The sequence below is a fragment of the Flavobacterium potami genome (assembly GCF_020026915.1).
Classification (GTDB): Bacteria; Bacteroidota; Bacteroidia; order Flavobacteriales; family Flavobacteriaceae; genus Flavobacterium; species Flavobacterium potami.
On the sequence record NZ_JAINUY010000004.1, the window covers coordinates 68995 to 82555 of the forward strand.

At 34.1% G+C, this 13561-nt stretch carries 11 protein-coding genes; 2 read left to right on the forward strand and 9 right to left on the reverse strand.

Translation table 11 applies throughout. From position 1 onward, the window contains the following. Positions 1-150 precede the first annotated feature (150 nt). Both K6T82_RS12565 and K6T82_RS12570 read left to right on the forward strand, forming a co-directional pair. Positions 151-621 carry a regulatory protein RecX gene (locus K6T82_RS12565; protein WP_223706226.1) on the forward strand — a complete coding sequence of 157 codons (471 nt, stop codon included), beginning with the start codon at positions 151-153 and terminating at the stop codon, positions 619-621. 407 nt (positions 622-1028) lie between these two features. Then, positions 1029-5252 carry an Ig-like domain-containing protein gene (locus K6T82_RS12570; protein ID WP_223706227.1) on the forward strand — a complete coding sequence of 1408 codons (4224 nt, stop codon included), beginning with the start codon at positions 1029-1031 and terminating at the stop codon, positions 5250-5252. 44 nt (positions 5253-5296) lie between these two features. On the opposite strand, the gene K6T82_RS12575 is transcribed toward K6T82_RS12570, so the two are convergent. The 9 genes from K6T82_RS12575 to K6T82_RS12615 form a co-directional block, all read right to left on the reverse strand. Further along, positions 5297-5914: a hypothetical protein gene (locus tag K6T82_RS12575; protein ID WP_223706228.1), complete on the reverse strand. Its 618-nt coding sequence runs from the start codon at positions 5912-5914 to the stop codon at positions 5297-5299. After that, on the reverse strand, positions 5904-6407 hold the full coding sequence (locus tag K6T82_RS12580; protein ID WP_223706229.1) for an RNA polymerase sigma factor: 504 nt from the start codon (positions 6405-6407) through the stop codon (positions 5904-5906). The genes K6T82_RS12575 and K6T82_RS12580 overlap by 11 nt, the downstream gene beginning before the upstream one ends. Before the next feature lie 7 nt (positions 6408-6414). After that, positions 6415-7278 carry a TraB/GumN family protein gene (locus K6T82_RS12585; RefSeq protein WP_223706230.1) on the reverse strand — a complete coding sequence of 288 codons (864 nt, stop codon included), beginning with the start codon at positions 7276-7278 and terminating at the stop codon, positions 6415-6417. Between the two features lie 82 nt (positions 7279-7360). After that, positions 7361-7549 (reverse strand): hypothetical protein, encoded by a 189-nt coding sequence (locus tag K6T82_RS12590; RefSeq protein WP_223706231.1) that lies wholly within the window; start codon positions 7547-7549, stop codon positions 7361-7363. Between the two features lie 268 nt (positions 7550-7817). Continuing rightward, positions 7818-8954, reverse strand: coding sequence for an aminotransferase class I/II-fold pyridoxal phosphate-dependent enzyme (locus K6T82_RS12595; RefSeq protein ID WP_223706232.1), 1137 nt, complete (start codon positions 8952-8954; stop codon positions 7818-7820). Between the two features lie 76 nt (positions 8955-9030). Next, positions 9031-9669, reverse strand: a complete 639-nt coding sequence (locus tag K6T82_RS12600; protein ID WP_223706233.1) for an NAD(P)-dependent oxidoreductase — start codon at positions 9667-9669, stop codon at positions 9031-9033. Between the two features lie 190 nt (positions 9670-9859). Continuing rightward, complete coding sequence (locus K6T82_RS12605) at positions 9860-10141, reverse strand: F0F1 ATP synthase subunit delta/epsilon (RefSeq protein WP_223706234.1); 282 nt, start codon at positions 10139-10141, stop codon at positions 9860-9862. Positions 10142-10223: 82 nt separating this feature from the next. Continuing rightward, complete coding sequence (gene atpD / locus K6T82_RS12610) at positions 10224-11735, reverse strand: F0F1 ATP synthase subunit beta (protein ID WP_179002957.1); 1512 nt, start codon at positions 11733-11735, stop codon at positions 10224-10226. Positions 11736-11970: 235 nt separating this feature from the next. Further along, complete coding sequence (locus tag K6T82_RS12615) at positions 11971-13542, reverse strand: SGNH/GDSL hydrolase family protein (RefSeq protein ID WP_223706235.1); 1572 nt, start codon at positions 13540-13542, stop codon at positions 11971-11973. Positions 13543-13561 lie beyond the last annotated feature (19 nt).

Genomic DNA, 13561 nt, shown 5'->3' on the forward strand with positions numbered 1-13561 from the left:
CAGTTAAATTCTCGTACAAAAATATTTAAATTCGGCACATACACAACATTTTACAATCATTCTTTTCCAAAAATCTTAACAAATTTTAGAAGTTTTTTGTAAGTATTTATCCGTTTTTAGATTTAATCGTTAAAATGCAGGAAAAACCCGATGAAGAGCACATTTACACTCAAAGAAGCTTTACAAAAACTGGAACACTTTTGTGCCTATCAGGAACGTTGTCATGAAGAAGTTGTTTCGAAACTTTATAGTTTAAAAATGACTTCTGACGAAATTGACACTATTATCGTACAGCTTATTGAAGGTAATTTTTTAAATGAAACTCGGTTTGCTTGTAGTTTTGCACGTGGCAAACATCGTATTAAACATTGGGGAAAAATCAGAATCACCAACGAACTTAAAGCAAGACAAATTTCATCGACAAATATCACTTTGGCTTTAAAGGAAATTTCTTCGGAAGAATATTTCGAAACTTTCGAAAATCTGGCAGAAAGATGCTGGAATAGTTTATCAGAATCTAATGCATTAAAAAAACGCAAAAAATTTTGTGACTATATGCTTCGAAGAGGTTATGAAAGCAATTTGGTTTACGAAAAAGTAAAAGAATTAGAATCGAACTAATTCTACTTCGATCAAAAAAAGACAATTCTATAATTATTTAAAAATCAAAATACTTCCTTTTAAAATTGTCTTAAATTCCATACAAAAACACCTTACAACACTTGGTTATAAATTAATCCGATTTTGACGATTTTATAGCCAAACTAGCGTTTTTGAGTCCAAAAATTGAAAAATGTATCAAAAAAAAGCCCGAATATTGCGATTATTCTTATATATTTTTTCTGGTTTTTATAAGAATATCCGCAAATTGTTAATTTTTTTTATGCATTTCGTCGAGTATTTTAACAATTCATCGGATATATCTAGGTATTGAAAACCCTCCTTATTTCTAGCTCGTAGATGTATTTATCTTTGCGACGGCAAAAAAGTCCTATGCCAGCATAACAAACTGATAGAAAACATTTAACATGAAAAAAACTTTACTTTTATTTTTATTGTTGCCTTTTTTGGGGTTTGCTCAAAATGCGAATTTAGTAAAATGGGATAATCCTGCCGACAACGATCCTATCGTTCTTTCCCCTTACACAAACTCCGTTGAAGCTGAGCCGGTAAGCGCAGGGCCTGATTTAACTTTAGCTCCGCTAGATTATCAAGGATTTAGAGGAAGTCCTTGGACAACATCTTTTTCTATTGATGAAAGAAAATATTTTCAATTTGTTGTTGGCTCTAAACCTGGCTATAAAATTAAACTGAATACATTCAATTTTACTTACAGAGCAGAGAACATTAACAGCTTACAAAGATATCAAGTTCGTTATTCGAAAGATGGCTTCGCAACAAGTACGGTACTAATCGATGAAGCAACACAAAGTGGCAAAGTGAATAAATCTTTAGATTTATCAAAAATAACTTTGTACAATGGCGAAAAAATAACAATTCGCATCTATGGATATAAAATAAAAAGTCGCTCAGACTTAGGGTCACCTCTTTTTTTAATTAACAAAAACACTGTAGAAGCAGGAAACACAACACCGACAATTAACGGAGCTGTTTCGGTTTACAATCCAGCAGATTTAAATGCAAATGACGATCTTATCACAACACAAGAAAAAACAGCCATTTCTTTTAATCCGTTAACAAATGATACAAACACTACTGGTGCAACTATCACCAATACACAACCTCCATCAACAGAAGGAACAGTTTCTAGAAATGGCAATATTTTCGTATTTACACCTACAGCGACATTTACAGGAACAACTTCATTTACTTACACTCTGACGATTGGGGCAAAAAGCGCCACAGCAACTGTAGTAATATATGTTAATGCACTTACTCCTAAATTAATTATCTGGAATGGTGCAGATCAAACGCCAAAAGCAGTAGTGACTGATCAAAATATAACAGGAAATGACTTAACCGTTTCTCCACCAACTGCAAATCAAGCCAATTTGGAACTTGGTACATATAGTAACTATTTTAACATCAATGGCCTTCAAAATAATGGCTCAACCGCAGAAACTTTAAATCGCTACATTCAATTTAGTGTGACAGTTAAGGAAAAATACAAACTAACACTTAAACAATTAAAATTTGCTTATTTCTCTCAAAGTGATGATCAGGGAGCTTCAATGTTTCAAGTTCGTTACTCTAAAGATCCCAATTTTGCAGACAATGGTACTGTTTTTCTAGGTCCTACAACAGCTTTTAGAGGAACTGATACAGACGTTACTTTAAATTTTCCAAGTGGCACAACAATATCGAGCACTAAAAACGAGACTTTATATATAAGAATTTATCCTTATGCTGTTAGTAATTTATATAATGGATACTTTAAACTAAGAAACGACACTGGTGGAGAAGTTGGACCAACCATTTCTGGTATTGTGGAGCCTGCAAATTTGATTACTGCCAATGCCGATTTTATACAAACTAATCCAAATACAGCCGTTGTAGTTCCTATTTTATCAAATGATGAAAATTATACTCCCTTAGCATCAATAACAGCAACTCAACCAAGTTCTGGCGGAACTGTACAGGTTAATGGTACAAATAACATAACATTTACGCCAACAGCTGGTTTTACAGGAACTTCTAAATTTGAGTATACAATTTTTAATGGATTGAATTACTCAACAGCTACTGTAACAGTAAATGTTAGTTGTCAAATATCAGGTAATCAAGTAGCTTTTGGTAATGGATCATGGATTGGATATGTTTACAGTTTCACCGGAAATACGGCTCCAAATCCAGCATACAATACTTTACCAACAGGTACAGGTGTAAATTATTTAGGAACTGTTACTGAAACAACCCAAAACTTTGACAGAAATGTTGAAGCTGGTGCCGTAAACGGTGCTACGAGAAATTTTTGTGACCCAGCACCAACCGACAGGTTTTTTGTACGATACAAAATGACTGCAAATATTGCCGAAGCAGGACAATACAATTTCATGCTTGGAAGTGATGATGGAGTAAGACTATATGTTGATGGAGTTAAAGTTTTGGAACGTTGGAACCAACATAGTTATACGGTAGATTCTGTTCTTAGAAACATCACAACAACTGGAACACACGAATTTATTCTTGAATATTTTGAACTTGACGGTTCTTCTAGAGTTCAGATTTCTTTTGGCTTAGTAAAAGGAGACCAAACTCTTCCTTATGGTGACAAAGTTTGGAATGTTTATGGTTTTGTTAAAAACGACCTTAATTTAAGCAATGTAGTGTACGCTGGAAATTTTGTTGATCCTAGCCTTAATGTAAAATCTACAACATATTGGCCAGTTGACAAATCACCTGCAGCTGCAACAGCTTGGCAAGGTGCTCCAATGCCAAATGATAATTTTACTGTTTCGTACAGACGTCAAGGTTTTCCTTGTGGAACGTACAGAATAGAATTAGCAAATTCTGATGATGCAACTCAAATATATTTAGATAACAATTTGATATTTACTCAAGCTGGATATACAAATACACCTGCATATATTAATACAGGAGCAACATACATTTTAGGAAGTAACTCTAAAATTGAAGTTCGTTTAAGAGAAGACGGAGGAAATGCAAACGTAGCAGTCAATTTCGTAAGAGTAATGACACCTTACACAGGAAGTGAGACGGTTAACTCAAACAGTTCTATCGAAATTAGTTCAACCGTAAATTTAGGTTCAGACATTAGAGTTTGTTCTTGTACTGTAAAAGCAGGGGCTACGTTAAATATTCCTGCCAACAGAACACTTACTGTTGACGAAGACATAAATGTAATCAATACAGGAAAATTTGTAATACAAAGTGGCGGATCACTTCTTCAAACTTCTACAAGCACAACAATGTTTACAGGAAATAACGCAAATGCGCTTGAAGTTCAAAGAAAAATAACTGCAAGACGTATGGATTTGACGTATTGGTCTAATCCGATTACAAAAGCTGGTGGTTTTACAATGCACGATTTATCTCCAGACACTTTATTGGATAAATATTATATTTATGATACTTCTTTAGGATGGGTTTCCAAGCTTAACGGAGAATGGCCTATGGAAAAAGGAGTAGGTTATAGCATCAGGGCTCCACAATATTTTGATCCTACGACGCCTGCAGAATTTACAGGTACCTTTAAAGGAGGTGTTCCTAATAATGGTGATATCAATGTAGATGTAGTACAAGGAAAATTCAACTTAATAGGAAATCCTTATCCATCAGCAATTTATGCAGATGACTTAATTAGAGGAAATACTGGTTTGGGTACATTGTATTTCTGGACACATAATTCAGTTCCTACGCAAAGTAAACCAGGAGATACTAATTTCTATTACGGAAATGCGGATTATGCAGCTTACAATTTATCTGGAAATGTTGGTGGTGCAAAACTTAACGGAAAATATTTCGAAGGATATATCGCTGTAGGACAGGGCTTTTTGGCAAAACCATCTTCAACAAAGGTGAATTTCAATAATACAATGCGTAGAGCTGGTAATAACTCACAATTTTATAAAAGCAATACTACAGGTGAGCTTGAAAAAAATCGTGTATGGTTAAATATGAGCAACGATGAAGGTGCTTACAAACAGCTTTTGGTTGGATACATCGAAGGTGCAACAAACAGCATCGATATTGACTATGATGCCACAACTATGGGATCGAACAATTATGTTGATTTTTATAGTATTAATGAATCTAAGAAACTGGCAATCCAAGGACGTGCGCTTCCTTTTGATGATACAGATGTAATTCCTTTAGGATACAAAGCAACGACTGCTGGAGAACTAACAATTTCAATTGACCATGCAGATGGATTTTTTGACAAACAAGCTGTTTATTTAGAAGATGCAATAACAGGTAAAACAATAGATTTACGTACAGAAAATTATAAATTTACAACAGAAGTCGGAACTTTTGCAGATCGTTTCAAACTGCGTTATACTTCTAAAACATTAGGAACAGGAGATTTTGAAACGGCAGATAATACTGTTTTTGTTTCTGTAAAATCAAAAGTTGTAAAAATTAACGTTACTAAAGAAAACATAAAAGACGTACAGATTTACAACATCAGCGGACAATCTGTTTATAATAAGACTAAAATTGATTCAAATGAATTACAGATTACAAATCTTCCTTCAGGTTATCAGGTTTTATTAGTCAAAGTCATTTTAGAAAACGGCTCTCAGGTCACTAAGAAAATTATTTTCAATTAATATAAAAATAAGAAACCCATCGATTAACGATGGGTTTCTTGTTTTTATTCTTCTTTTAATTCGTCTATTACCTTTTTAATTTCCTTAGCATATTTTCCATAAAAACACTTTACCGACCATTCGAGAGAAAATCCCATAAATAAAATCGCAAACACTACAGTGACAAAAACACTAATTAATTGTCCATTGCTAAAGTCCGTTATTTGAAATCTACCAGGTTTCATAGAAAATTTTTCATATAAAAAACCAAGTAAAAACAACACTAAAAATGGTGTTAATGCAAATCCAAAAGTTTTATATAATTCCATATTAAGCCTTACATCAAAGTACGTTTCATACAAACTGTCCTTAGTTTTCAATGTAATATTATTTAGCCTTTTATAAAAGAAATAAAGTTTGGTCAAGTAGTAAACACAAATGGCAAAAAAGATACTGAAAAGCAAGTAAAATGGTGCAATCCATTTTTGCGAGAAACCATATAAGTAAGGTGTAACACCAACAACTACAACAGCTATAGTCTGCGTTATAAGATCATTTCTCAGATTTCTCTTGATCTTGCCTAAAGGCGTATTTGCCGAATTAATTTTTTCTAAATTATTTGGAAGAACTACATTTTCGGTCTTTTCGTTATTCCAAGCGTTTTGTATATCGTTAAAATCCATATCCTTGATTTTTAATTATCTCTTTTAATTTTTCTTTTGCTCGATTCAGCTTAACTCTCGCATTTCCTTCTGAAATTCCCAGATTCTCTCCTATTTCTTTATGAGAAAAGCCTTCCAGCTGATAAAAAATAATCGCTTTATCTATTTTTTCAAGTTTTTGTACCGCTTTATAAAAATGATCCAGCTGACTTTCTTTTATATGCGAATCGCTTTCATCTTCTTTGATGTTTTCTGAAGCGATTTCATATTTGTCTATTTTTTTCTTCTCCTTTCTAAGGAAAACGATCGCCGTATTTACAGCCACTCGATACATCCAGGTTGAAAATTGACTTTCATTTCGAAATGTATCATACGATTTCCAAAGCTGACAGACGATTTCCTGAAATAAATCTTGCTGATCATCATGATTATCCATGTACATCTTCGAGACTTTGTACAGAATTCCCTTGTGACTTTCGATCCGATTTAAAAACTCTTGTTCTTTTTCTTTCAAAATAGTTTTAATTCATTACTGGTTTTACAATATATCCTGCCTTTCTTAATAAATTAATCACTCCAAATTCTCCTGCCAAATGCCCCGCTCCAACTGCAAAAAATACACTTTCTTTTTTCATCATCTGAGGCATATCTATAATCCAGTTCAAATTTCTTTGATCTAGAATCATTTTTTTTGTTTTCTCGCTTGTAAATCTTTTATCTGTTACCGTATTATATATCTCTTCAATATTTTCGCTTTTATATGTAGCCACTAATTTAGTAGTTTCGTTTTGATTTGATTCTTCTAACATCGTAATCATTTCATCATTTGTATAAGCATTTCCAAGAATATCCAACTGCGATTTCACCGTTTCAAGTCCGCCAATCTGCATGTTTTTCTTTTTAGCCATTTCGATAAATTCCATCTCATAAAGCTTCATATCTGTACAGCCAAAAGTTTTCATAGAAATCAGACTCATTACCGTCATTAAACTAAAACCATCCACTTGCTGCACCGTAATTCCTGCTGTTCTCTTTAAGATCTCATCCAATTCAGACAACTGCTTCAAACTTAATGTTTTACTTAAAGGTTCTTTTCCCATCGCCATTTTTTGCATATTTGACATTTCTGTCGGATCAGCAAAGTTGATTTCTAAAATCAATTTATTTGATGCGTTGAATGCTTTTTTTGTTTTTTCAGAAAGAAAATAATCTGGTCCGCAAATCATATGAACCGTTCCATATAAATAGGAAGGTTTATCTAACCCATTTCCTGAAACTTCCCATAAAAGACTGTTTTCAAGTTTTACAGATTTTGCTTGTGCTTTGGCAGAAGAACTAAAAAGAATTACGATTACTGCGATTATAGATTGAATAAAATTTTTCATTTTGTTGATTGATTTAAGTTGATAATTGATTAATGATTTTATAATTGATTGATTTTTTTGATGATTGAAACTCTCTAAAATTTTATTTGCTGTATTTATTTCGTTGCCACGAAGAAACAGTTCCCAGGATTAAAGCTCCCATCATAACTAAAAAAACAACACTAATAATTTTGAATAAAATTTTGCAAAGCAAAGCGAATAAAAATCCTGCTAATGCAGCTAAGACACATTTGTAAATAGTATGTTTCGAAAAAGATGATTGTGTTTTCATAATTGTTTTGGTTTATTTGATTACGACTCGTAAGTGACCAAACATTCAAAACGTTACAAAAAAAATTAAACTTTTTTTAAAAAGTGAGGAAATTCAATCGTTGAGTAAAGAAAAAAAATAATCAGCCACCGATAAAACTGATTAAACTGGTTATCACAGATTTGTCAGGTTTTGTTTTCTGTCATTAGTATAAATAAGCCTCTTAAACTCCTGAGTTTCTCCAAAATTCAACAATAAAACCTACCCGTATTTGAGTATAGTCAGTGAGCTAAAACAGGTAATTTCTTACCAATAACAACACCTGATTAATTTCTTCTTCCGAGTTATAACTGTGAAGACAAAAACGCAAACGTTCCTGACCTTCTGGAACTTTTGGCGAAAAAATGGCCTGAACATCAAATCCTTTATCTTGAAGTTGCTCAGCCAACTGTTTTACATTTTTATTTCCCGGAACAATAGCCGAATGTATAGCCGATTTACTATGAACAAACATAGGTTTCAACCCCAATAAATTTTTCTGCTGATTGAAAAATACAATATTCTGTCGAAGTTTTTCGATACTTTCCTTTTCAATTTCCAACTGCTGGTAGGCTGTCAAAATTGTTGCGATTGCCTGAGGAGGTAAAGCTGTGGTATAAATAAAACTATTCGCAAAATTGATAAGATATTCTTTGAGTCCAATACTTCCTAAAACTGCGGCGCCCAAGCAACCTAAACCTTTTCCCAAAGTCACAATTCGGGCAAAAACACGATTATGTAATTTTAAATACTGCAAAAGTCCCTCTCCTTTTTCTCCAAAAACACCCAATGAGTGCGCTTCATCAACAATCAAATAACAATTATACTTTTCAGAAAGTTGTACTAGTTCTTCCAAATTCGGACAATCCCCATCCATAGAAAAAACAGTTTCAGTGACAATATAAATTGTTGTATTTGGAAATTTAGCAATTAGACGTTCTAAATCTTCAAAATCGTTATGAATAAATGAATGTGATTTTGCCTTAGACAATGAAATCCCATCTTTTATTGAAACATGACATAATTCATCGTACAAAACGACATCATTTTCTTGCGCTACAGCACTAAAAAAACCAATATTGGCATCATAACCCGAATTAAAAATTAACGCCGCTTCTGCTTCATGGAATTCAGCGATAAAACTTTCTGCAATTGGATAGACCGAATGATTTCCAGTACTTAATCTTGATCCAGTTGAACCATTTTGAAAAATTTCATTTTCCAGCAAATAAGCATGAGTGTGCTTAAAAATGACTTCTGATTTAGAAAACCCCAGATAATCATTAGAAGAAAAATCTACGAGATTATTAAAGGCAGGCAGTTTTTTAAACAAATCACTTTGTCTATGATTTTCTATTTTCTGATTAAGATGTTTCGGTAATTCCATAAAAACAAAGTTAGCCATTTGAAAGTTAGCATAAAAAAACAGCGGATCGTATCAACCCGCTGTTTTACATTCGAAATTAAATGCCACTAATAAAAGGCGATTGTCTGTTATATTTTGATTCAATCATTTCTTTGATCATAAAAGATGCAATATCTACCACATTAATTTTATCTCCTAAACAATCTTCAAGATTCACATTTATTTCAGAACTATCATCAGAAAACACAATAAGCGGAACACGAACTTGAGTCCAATCGACTGTACTTGCAACCAAAAGTTCATAAGCCAATTGTCGGTCTTTCTGGATTTCAGGAAAATTGGTTTTCATCCAATCCGTTGCTATAATTGTTTTAGGACTCTTATGATCGAATGGCGTGTCTATATTTAATCCTGCAAGCAAAATATATCTTCGAATATTATACATATTCATACTTTTTAAGATATTTTTGGTTGCTTGACTAGCTACCATTTGTTCTCCCGGACGCTGACCCACTGTATTCATTACAACTTGACAATCTTTAAGCAACAAATGAATTGCGCTTTCATCAACAGCATCACCTTCGATAATTTCTAAATTAGGATTTTGAATCGTAAAATTTTCAGGATTTCTTACTAATATTTTGACCGTAAATCCTTTTTCTAATAACTGGTTTACAAGATATTTTCCAGTTCTTCCTGCGCCGCCAAGAATGGCAACTTTTGATATATTTTTCATATACACTCTTTATAAAATTTGACATAAATAAATTGTGCCTCATCATTCAAGATGAAGCAAAAGTGCAAAAGCTTACTACGCTTTTACAATCAATCAAATATTTTATAAAGAGATTTTGATACTTCAAAAGTAAGAAAATAAAAAAAGCCAGACAATACTGTCTGGCTTCTCTTCTTATTTTCAAATTGTTTTAGTCAACTAATACAATTATTTTATTGTCTTTCATCTCGATTGTTCCTGACTTAATCTCTAAAGTATAAGTTTGGTCATTCACTTTCTTGAATTTATCAGCAGCCTCTTTCGTAAAATTGAAGCTTGGAGCAGCAATTTTAATTGTTCCTTTCTCTAAAATAGAAACAATTGGCGCGTGATGATTTAAAATCTGAAAGCTTCCATCAACTCCTGGCAAAGTAACCGAAGTAACTTCTCCTGAAAATAATTTCGCTTCTGGTGATACTATTTCTAAAATCATATTTTTTTTAGTTAATAGTTGATGGTTGATGGTTGATGGTTGCTTCTAACAACTAACAACTAACAACTAACAACCAATATTATTATGCTTCAGCTAACATTTTTTCTCCAGCTTCGATTGCATCTTGAATAGAACCTTTCAAGTTGAAAGCAGCTTCTGGAAGGTGATCTAACTCACCATCGATAATCATGTTGAAACCTTTGATAGTATCTTTAATATCAACTAATACACCTGGGATACCTGTAAATTGCTCTGCTACGTGGAATGGCTGAGACAAGAAACGTTGTACACGACGTGCTCTAGATACAGCAAGTTTATCTTCTTCAGATAACTCTTCCATACCAAGGATAGCGATGATATCTTGTAATTGTTTGTATTTTTGAAGAATTTCTTTTACTCTTTGTGCACAGTTGTAGTGCTCATCTCCTAAGATGTGTGGAGTCAAAATTCTTGAAGTAGAATCTAACGGGTCAACCGCAGGATAGATACCTAACTCAGCAATTTTACGAGACAATACCGTTGTTGCATCTAAGTGCGCGAAAGTTGTAGCCGGCGCCGGGTCAGTTAAGTCATCCGCAGGAACGTAAACCGCTTGTACAGATGTAATAGATCCTTTGTTTGTAGATGTAATACGCTCTTGCATAGCACCCATCTCAGTTGCCAATGTTGGTTGGTAACCTACCGCAGATGGCATACGTCCTAAAAGTGCTGATACCTCAGAACCTGCTTGTGTAAAACGGAAGATGTTATCAACGAAGAACAATACGTCTTTTCCTTGATCAGATCCAGCTCCATCACGGAAATACTCAGCGATAGATAATCCTGAAAGTGCCACACGTGCACGAGCTCCAGGTGGCTCATTCATTTGTCCGAAAACGAAAGTAGCTTTAGACTCTCTCATTCCTGGCATATCTACTTTAGATAAATCCCATCCTCCATTTTCCATAGAGTGCATGAAATCATCACCGTATTTAATAATTCCTGACTCTAACATCTCACGAAGCAAGTCATTTCCTTCACGTGTTCTTTCACCTACTCCAGCGAATACTGAAAGTCCACCGTGACCTTTTGCGATATTGTTGATCAACTCCTGAATCAATACTGTTTTACCAACACCAGCACCACCGAACAATCCAATTTTACCTCCTTTTGCGTAAGGCTCGATCAAATCGATTACTTTAATACCTGTAAATAAAACTTCAGATGAAGTTGATAAATCTTCAAACTTAGGAGCTTGTCTGTGAATTGGCAAACCGTTTTCTCCAGTTTTTGGTAATTCACCTAAACCATCAATTGCATCTCCAACAACATTAAATAAACGTCCATATACGTCTGGACCGATTGGCATTTGGATTGGATTTCCAGTTCCAACTACCTCATATCCTCTAGACAAACCGTCTGTAGAGTCCATAGAGATTGTACGAACAGTGTTTTCTCCAATGTGAGATTGTACTTCTAGAACTAAGATAGTTCCGTCTTTTTTAGTGACTTCTAGAGAATCATAAATTTTTGGAAGTTCAACATCTTTACCGTTGAAAACTACGTCTACTACTGGTCCAATGATTTGAGCAACTTTTCCTATTACTTTTGACATTACTTATGTATTTATTAAATAGCTATTTAGGTTTATCGAAAATACCTCTTTTTTCAGAGCGCAAAGATAATTTTTTAAAATATAAAATCAATTTTTTTTTCATAAAAAATAGCATGATTTTGTTTGATTCCTAAAACTCATCAAAAAAACAACCAAAACTCTCATTTTTTAGTTAAAAGAAAAAAGCCACTACATTCTAAAAATGAGTGGCTTTTTCTGTTTTCTTTTTATATTATCATGGAAGTGTTGAAGGATACTGAATTGGATAGATCGACAAATCAACATGACGCAATGTCGAACCATATTTCGCATTAATTGCATCAATAAAGATATTTGCAATCAAACCATAACCTCTTGCACTTGGATGTACACCATCTAGAGAAAATGCTCCACCAGTTGCAAAAGAAGAACTCATTACGAAATTTCCAAATCTAATTCCCCCGTTAGCCAACTGTGTCATAGTTGCTCTTGTATCTACAAATGCAAGGCCTTTTTCTTTAGCCACAGCCTCAATTGTCACGTTATAGGCATCAGTAGCTTTTTTAATCTCTGCAATTTCTGTTGGAATTAATACATGTTTATCTTGTAAAGGATAAGATATTCCAAATGCATTCAACGGAGCCGGAGGTGCAATACCAATTCCAGAATTCGCAGCTGTTGGCGCAGTTCCAATATCTGCTCTAGCTGTTAAAACAACTAAGTCTGTAGCTTTAGCTTGTCTTGCTTGCCCAAAAACAGCTCCATAAAAAGCCGCATTTTGCGCCCCAAGTGTTGGTGTAAATGCTGCAGTTAATTGCGCAGACAAATTTGTCAAACTTTCATCTTTTATTAATAAAGGACTTGCACCAGTCTCAGAAAGCAAATTAATTCTATCACCAGCATTAAAAGCTGTCAAGGCTTGTTTTAAAGGACCATATAATTGTGCATTAAGCGCTTTTATTGTAGCCACACCCACAGCTTCATTGTTTTTACCAATTAACTTAGGCGTAAGCGGATTATACGGAACTGTTGTAAAATGCGGCAAAGTAGTAATGTATGGCAAATTTGCCACAACACCTTTTGCTCCTTTTACTGTTAAAGCCGTCGCTAAATTAGTATACACACTTGCAAAAACTGAAGGATCTGTTATATCACTCGCTCCATAAGTTGCCGGATTAGGATTTCCAGTTTGATCTTTTCCTGTTCCCCCAGAAGTCGCATATCCTAAGACATCATTACCTCCAATAAACAAAGAGAAAAACGTTGGATCCTGCGAAATAGCATCTCCTAAAACTGTAGCTGTAGCAGTACTTGAAAATCTCGCATAATATGGATTTGCAGCACCTGTTGCCACACCAGCAACATTACCATAGCCAGCAGCTAGCAAATGATAACTTTTAGCACCCGGAACTCCTAAATTATTAAATGTTCCCGAAAGATGGGCAGTAACTTCTGTGGTTGGTTTCCCCACTACATTTACTGGAGTTTGGGTTGGGCCATCAAAATACAAACGCGTTGCCGCTACTACATTTCCTCCCAAAAGCAAGCCTCCAATATTATCATTCATTAGCGGTTGCGCAAAAGCTCCTCCTCCTGCAGCCACAAATTGTTGCGCCAAAATATTCGGATATGAATTCTCTTGTCCTTTCTTAAACAAAGCATTATCGCTATAACCTGCCGCAAAAGAATCTCCAAGAGCTACATATTTTGTAAAAACAGCAGAACCTGGCACTACCGGAACTTCTGCCGGAGCATTATTATCATCATTATTACAAGCTGCCATAACGGATAAAGAAACCAACAACAGCATTTTTATATTTTTTTTCATAATTAGTACTTTTAGATTT

What these genes read in the sequence shown, in the direction of transcription:
- K6T82_RS12565 (WP_223706226.1), top strand. Translation starts at nt 151, where the DNA reads ATGAAGAGCACATTTACACTCAAAGAAGCTTTACAAAAACTGGAACAC.
- K6T82_RS12570 (WP_223706227.1), top strand. Translation starts at nt 1,029, where the DNA reads ATGAAAAAAACTTTACTTTTATTTTTATTGTTGCCTTTTTTGGGGTTT.
- K6T82_RS12575 (WP_223706228.1), bottom strand. Translation starts at nt 5,914, where the DNA reads ATGGATTTTAACGATATACAAAACGCTTGGAATAACGAAAAGACCGAA.
- K6T82_RS12585 (WP_223706230.1), bottom strand. Translation starts at nt 7,278, where the DNA reads ATGAAAAATTTTATTCAATCTATAATCGCAGTAATCGTAATTCTTTTT.
- K6T82_RS12590 (WP_223706231.1), bottom strand. Translation starts at nt 7,549, where the DNA reads ATGAAAACACAATCATCTTTTTCGAAACATACTATTTACAAATGTGTC.
- K6T82_RS12595 (WP_223706232.1), bottom strand. Translation starts at nt 8,954, where the DNA reads ATGGAATTACCGAAACATCTTAATCAGAAAATAGAAAATCATAGACAA.
- K6T82_RS12600 (WP_223706233.1), bottom strand. Translation starts at nt 9,669, where the DNA reads ATGAAAAATATATCAAAAGTTGCCATTCTTGGCGGCGCAGGAAGAACT.
- K6T82_RS12605 (WP_223706234.1), bottom strand. Translation starts at nt 10,141, where the DNA reads ATGATTTTAGAAATAGTATCACCAGAAGCGAAATTATTTTCAGGAGAA.
- atpD (WP_179002957.1), bottom strand. Translation starts at nt 11,735, where the DNA reads ATGTCAAAAGTAATAGGAAAAGTTGCTCAAATCATTGGACCAGTAGTA.
- K6T82_RS12615 (WP_223706235.1), bottom strand. Translation starts at nt 13,542, where the DNA reads ATGAAAAAAAATATAAAAATGCTGTTGTTGGTTTCTTTATCCGTTATG.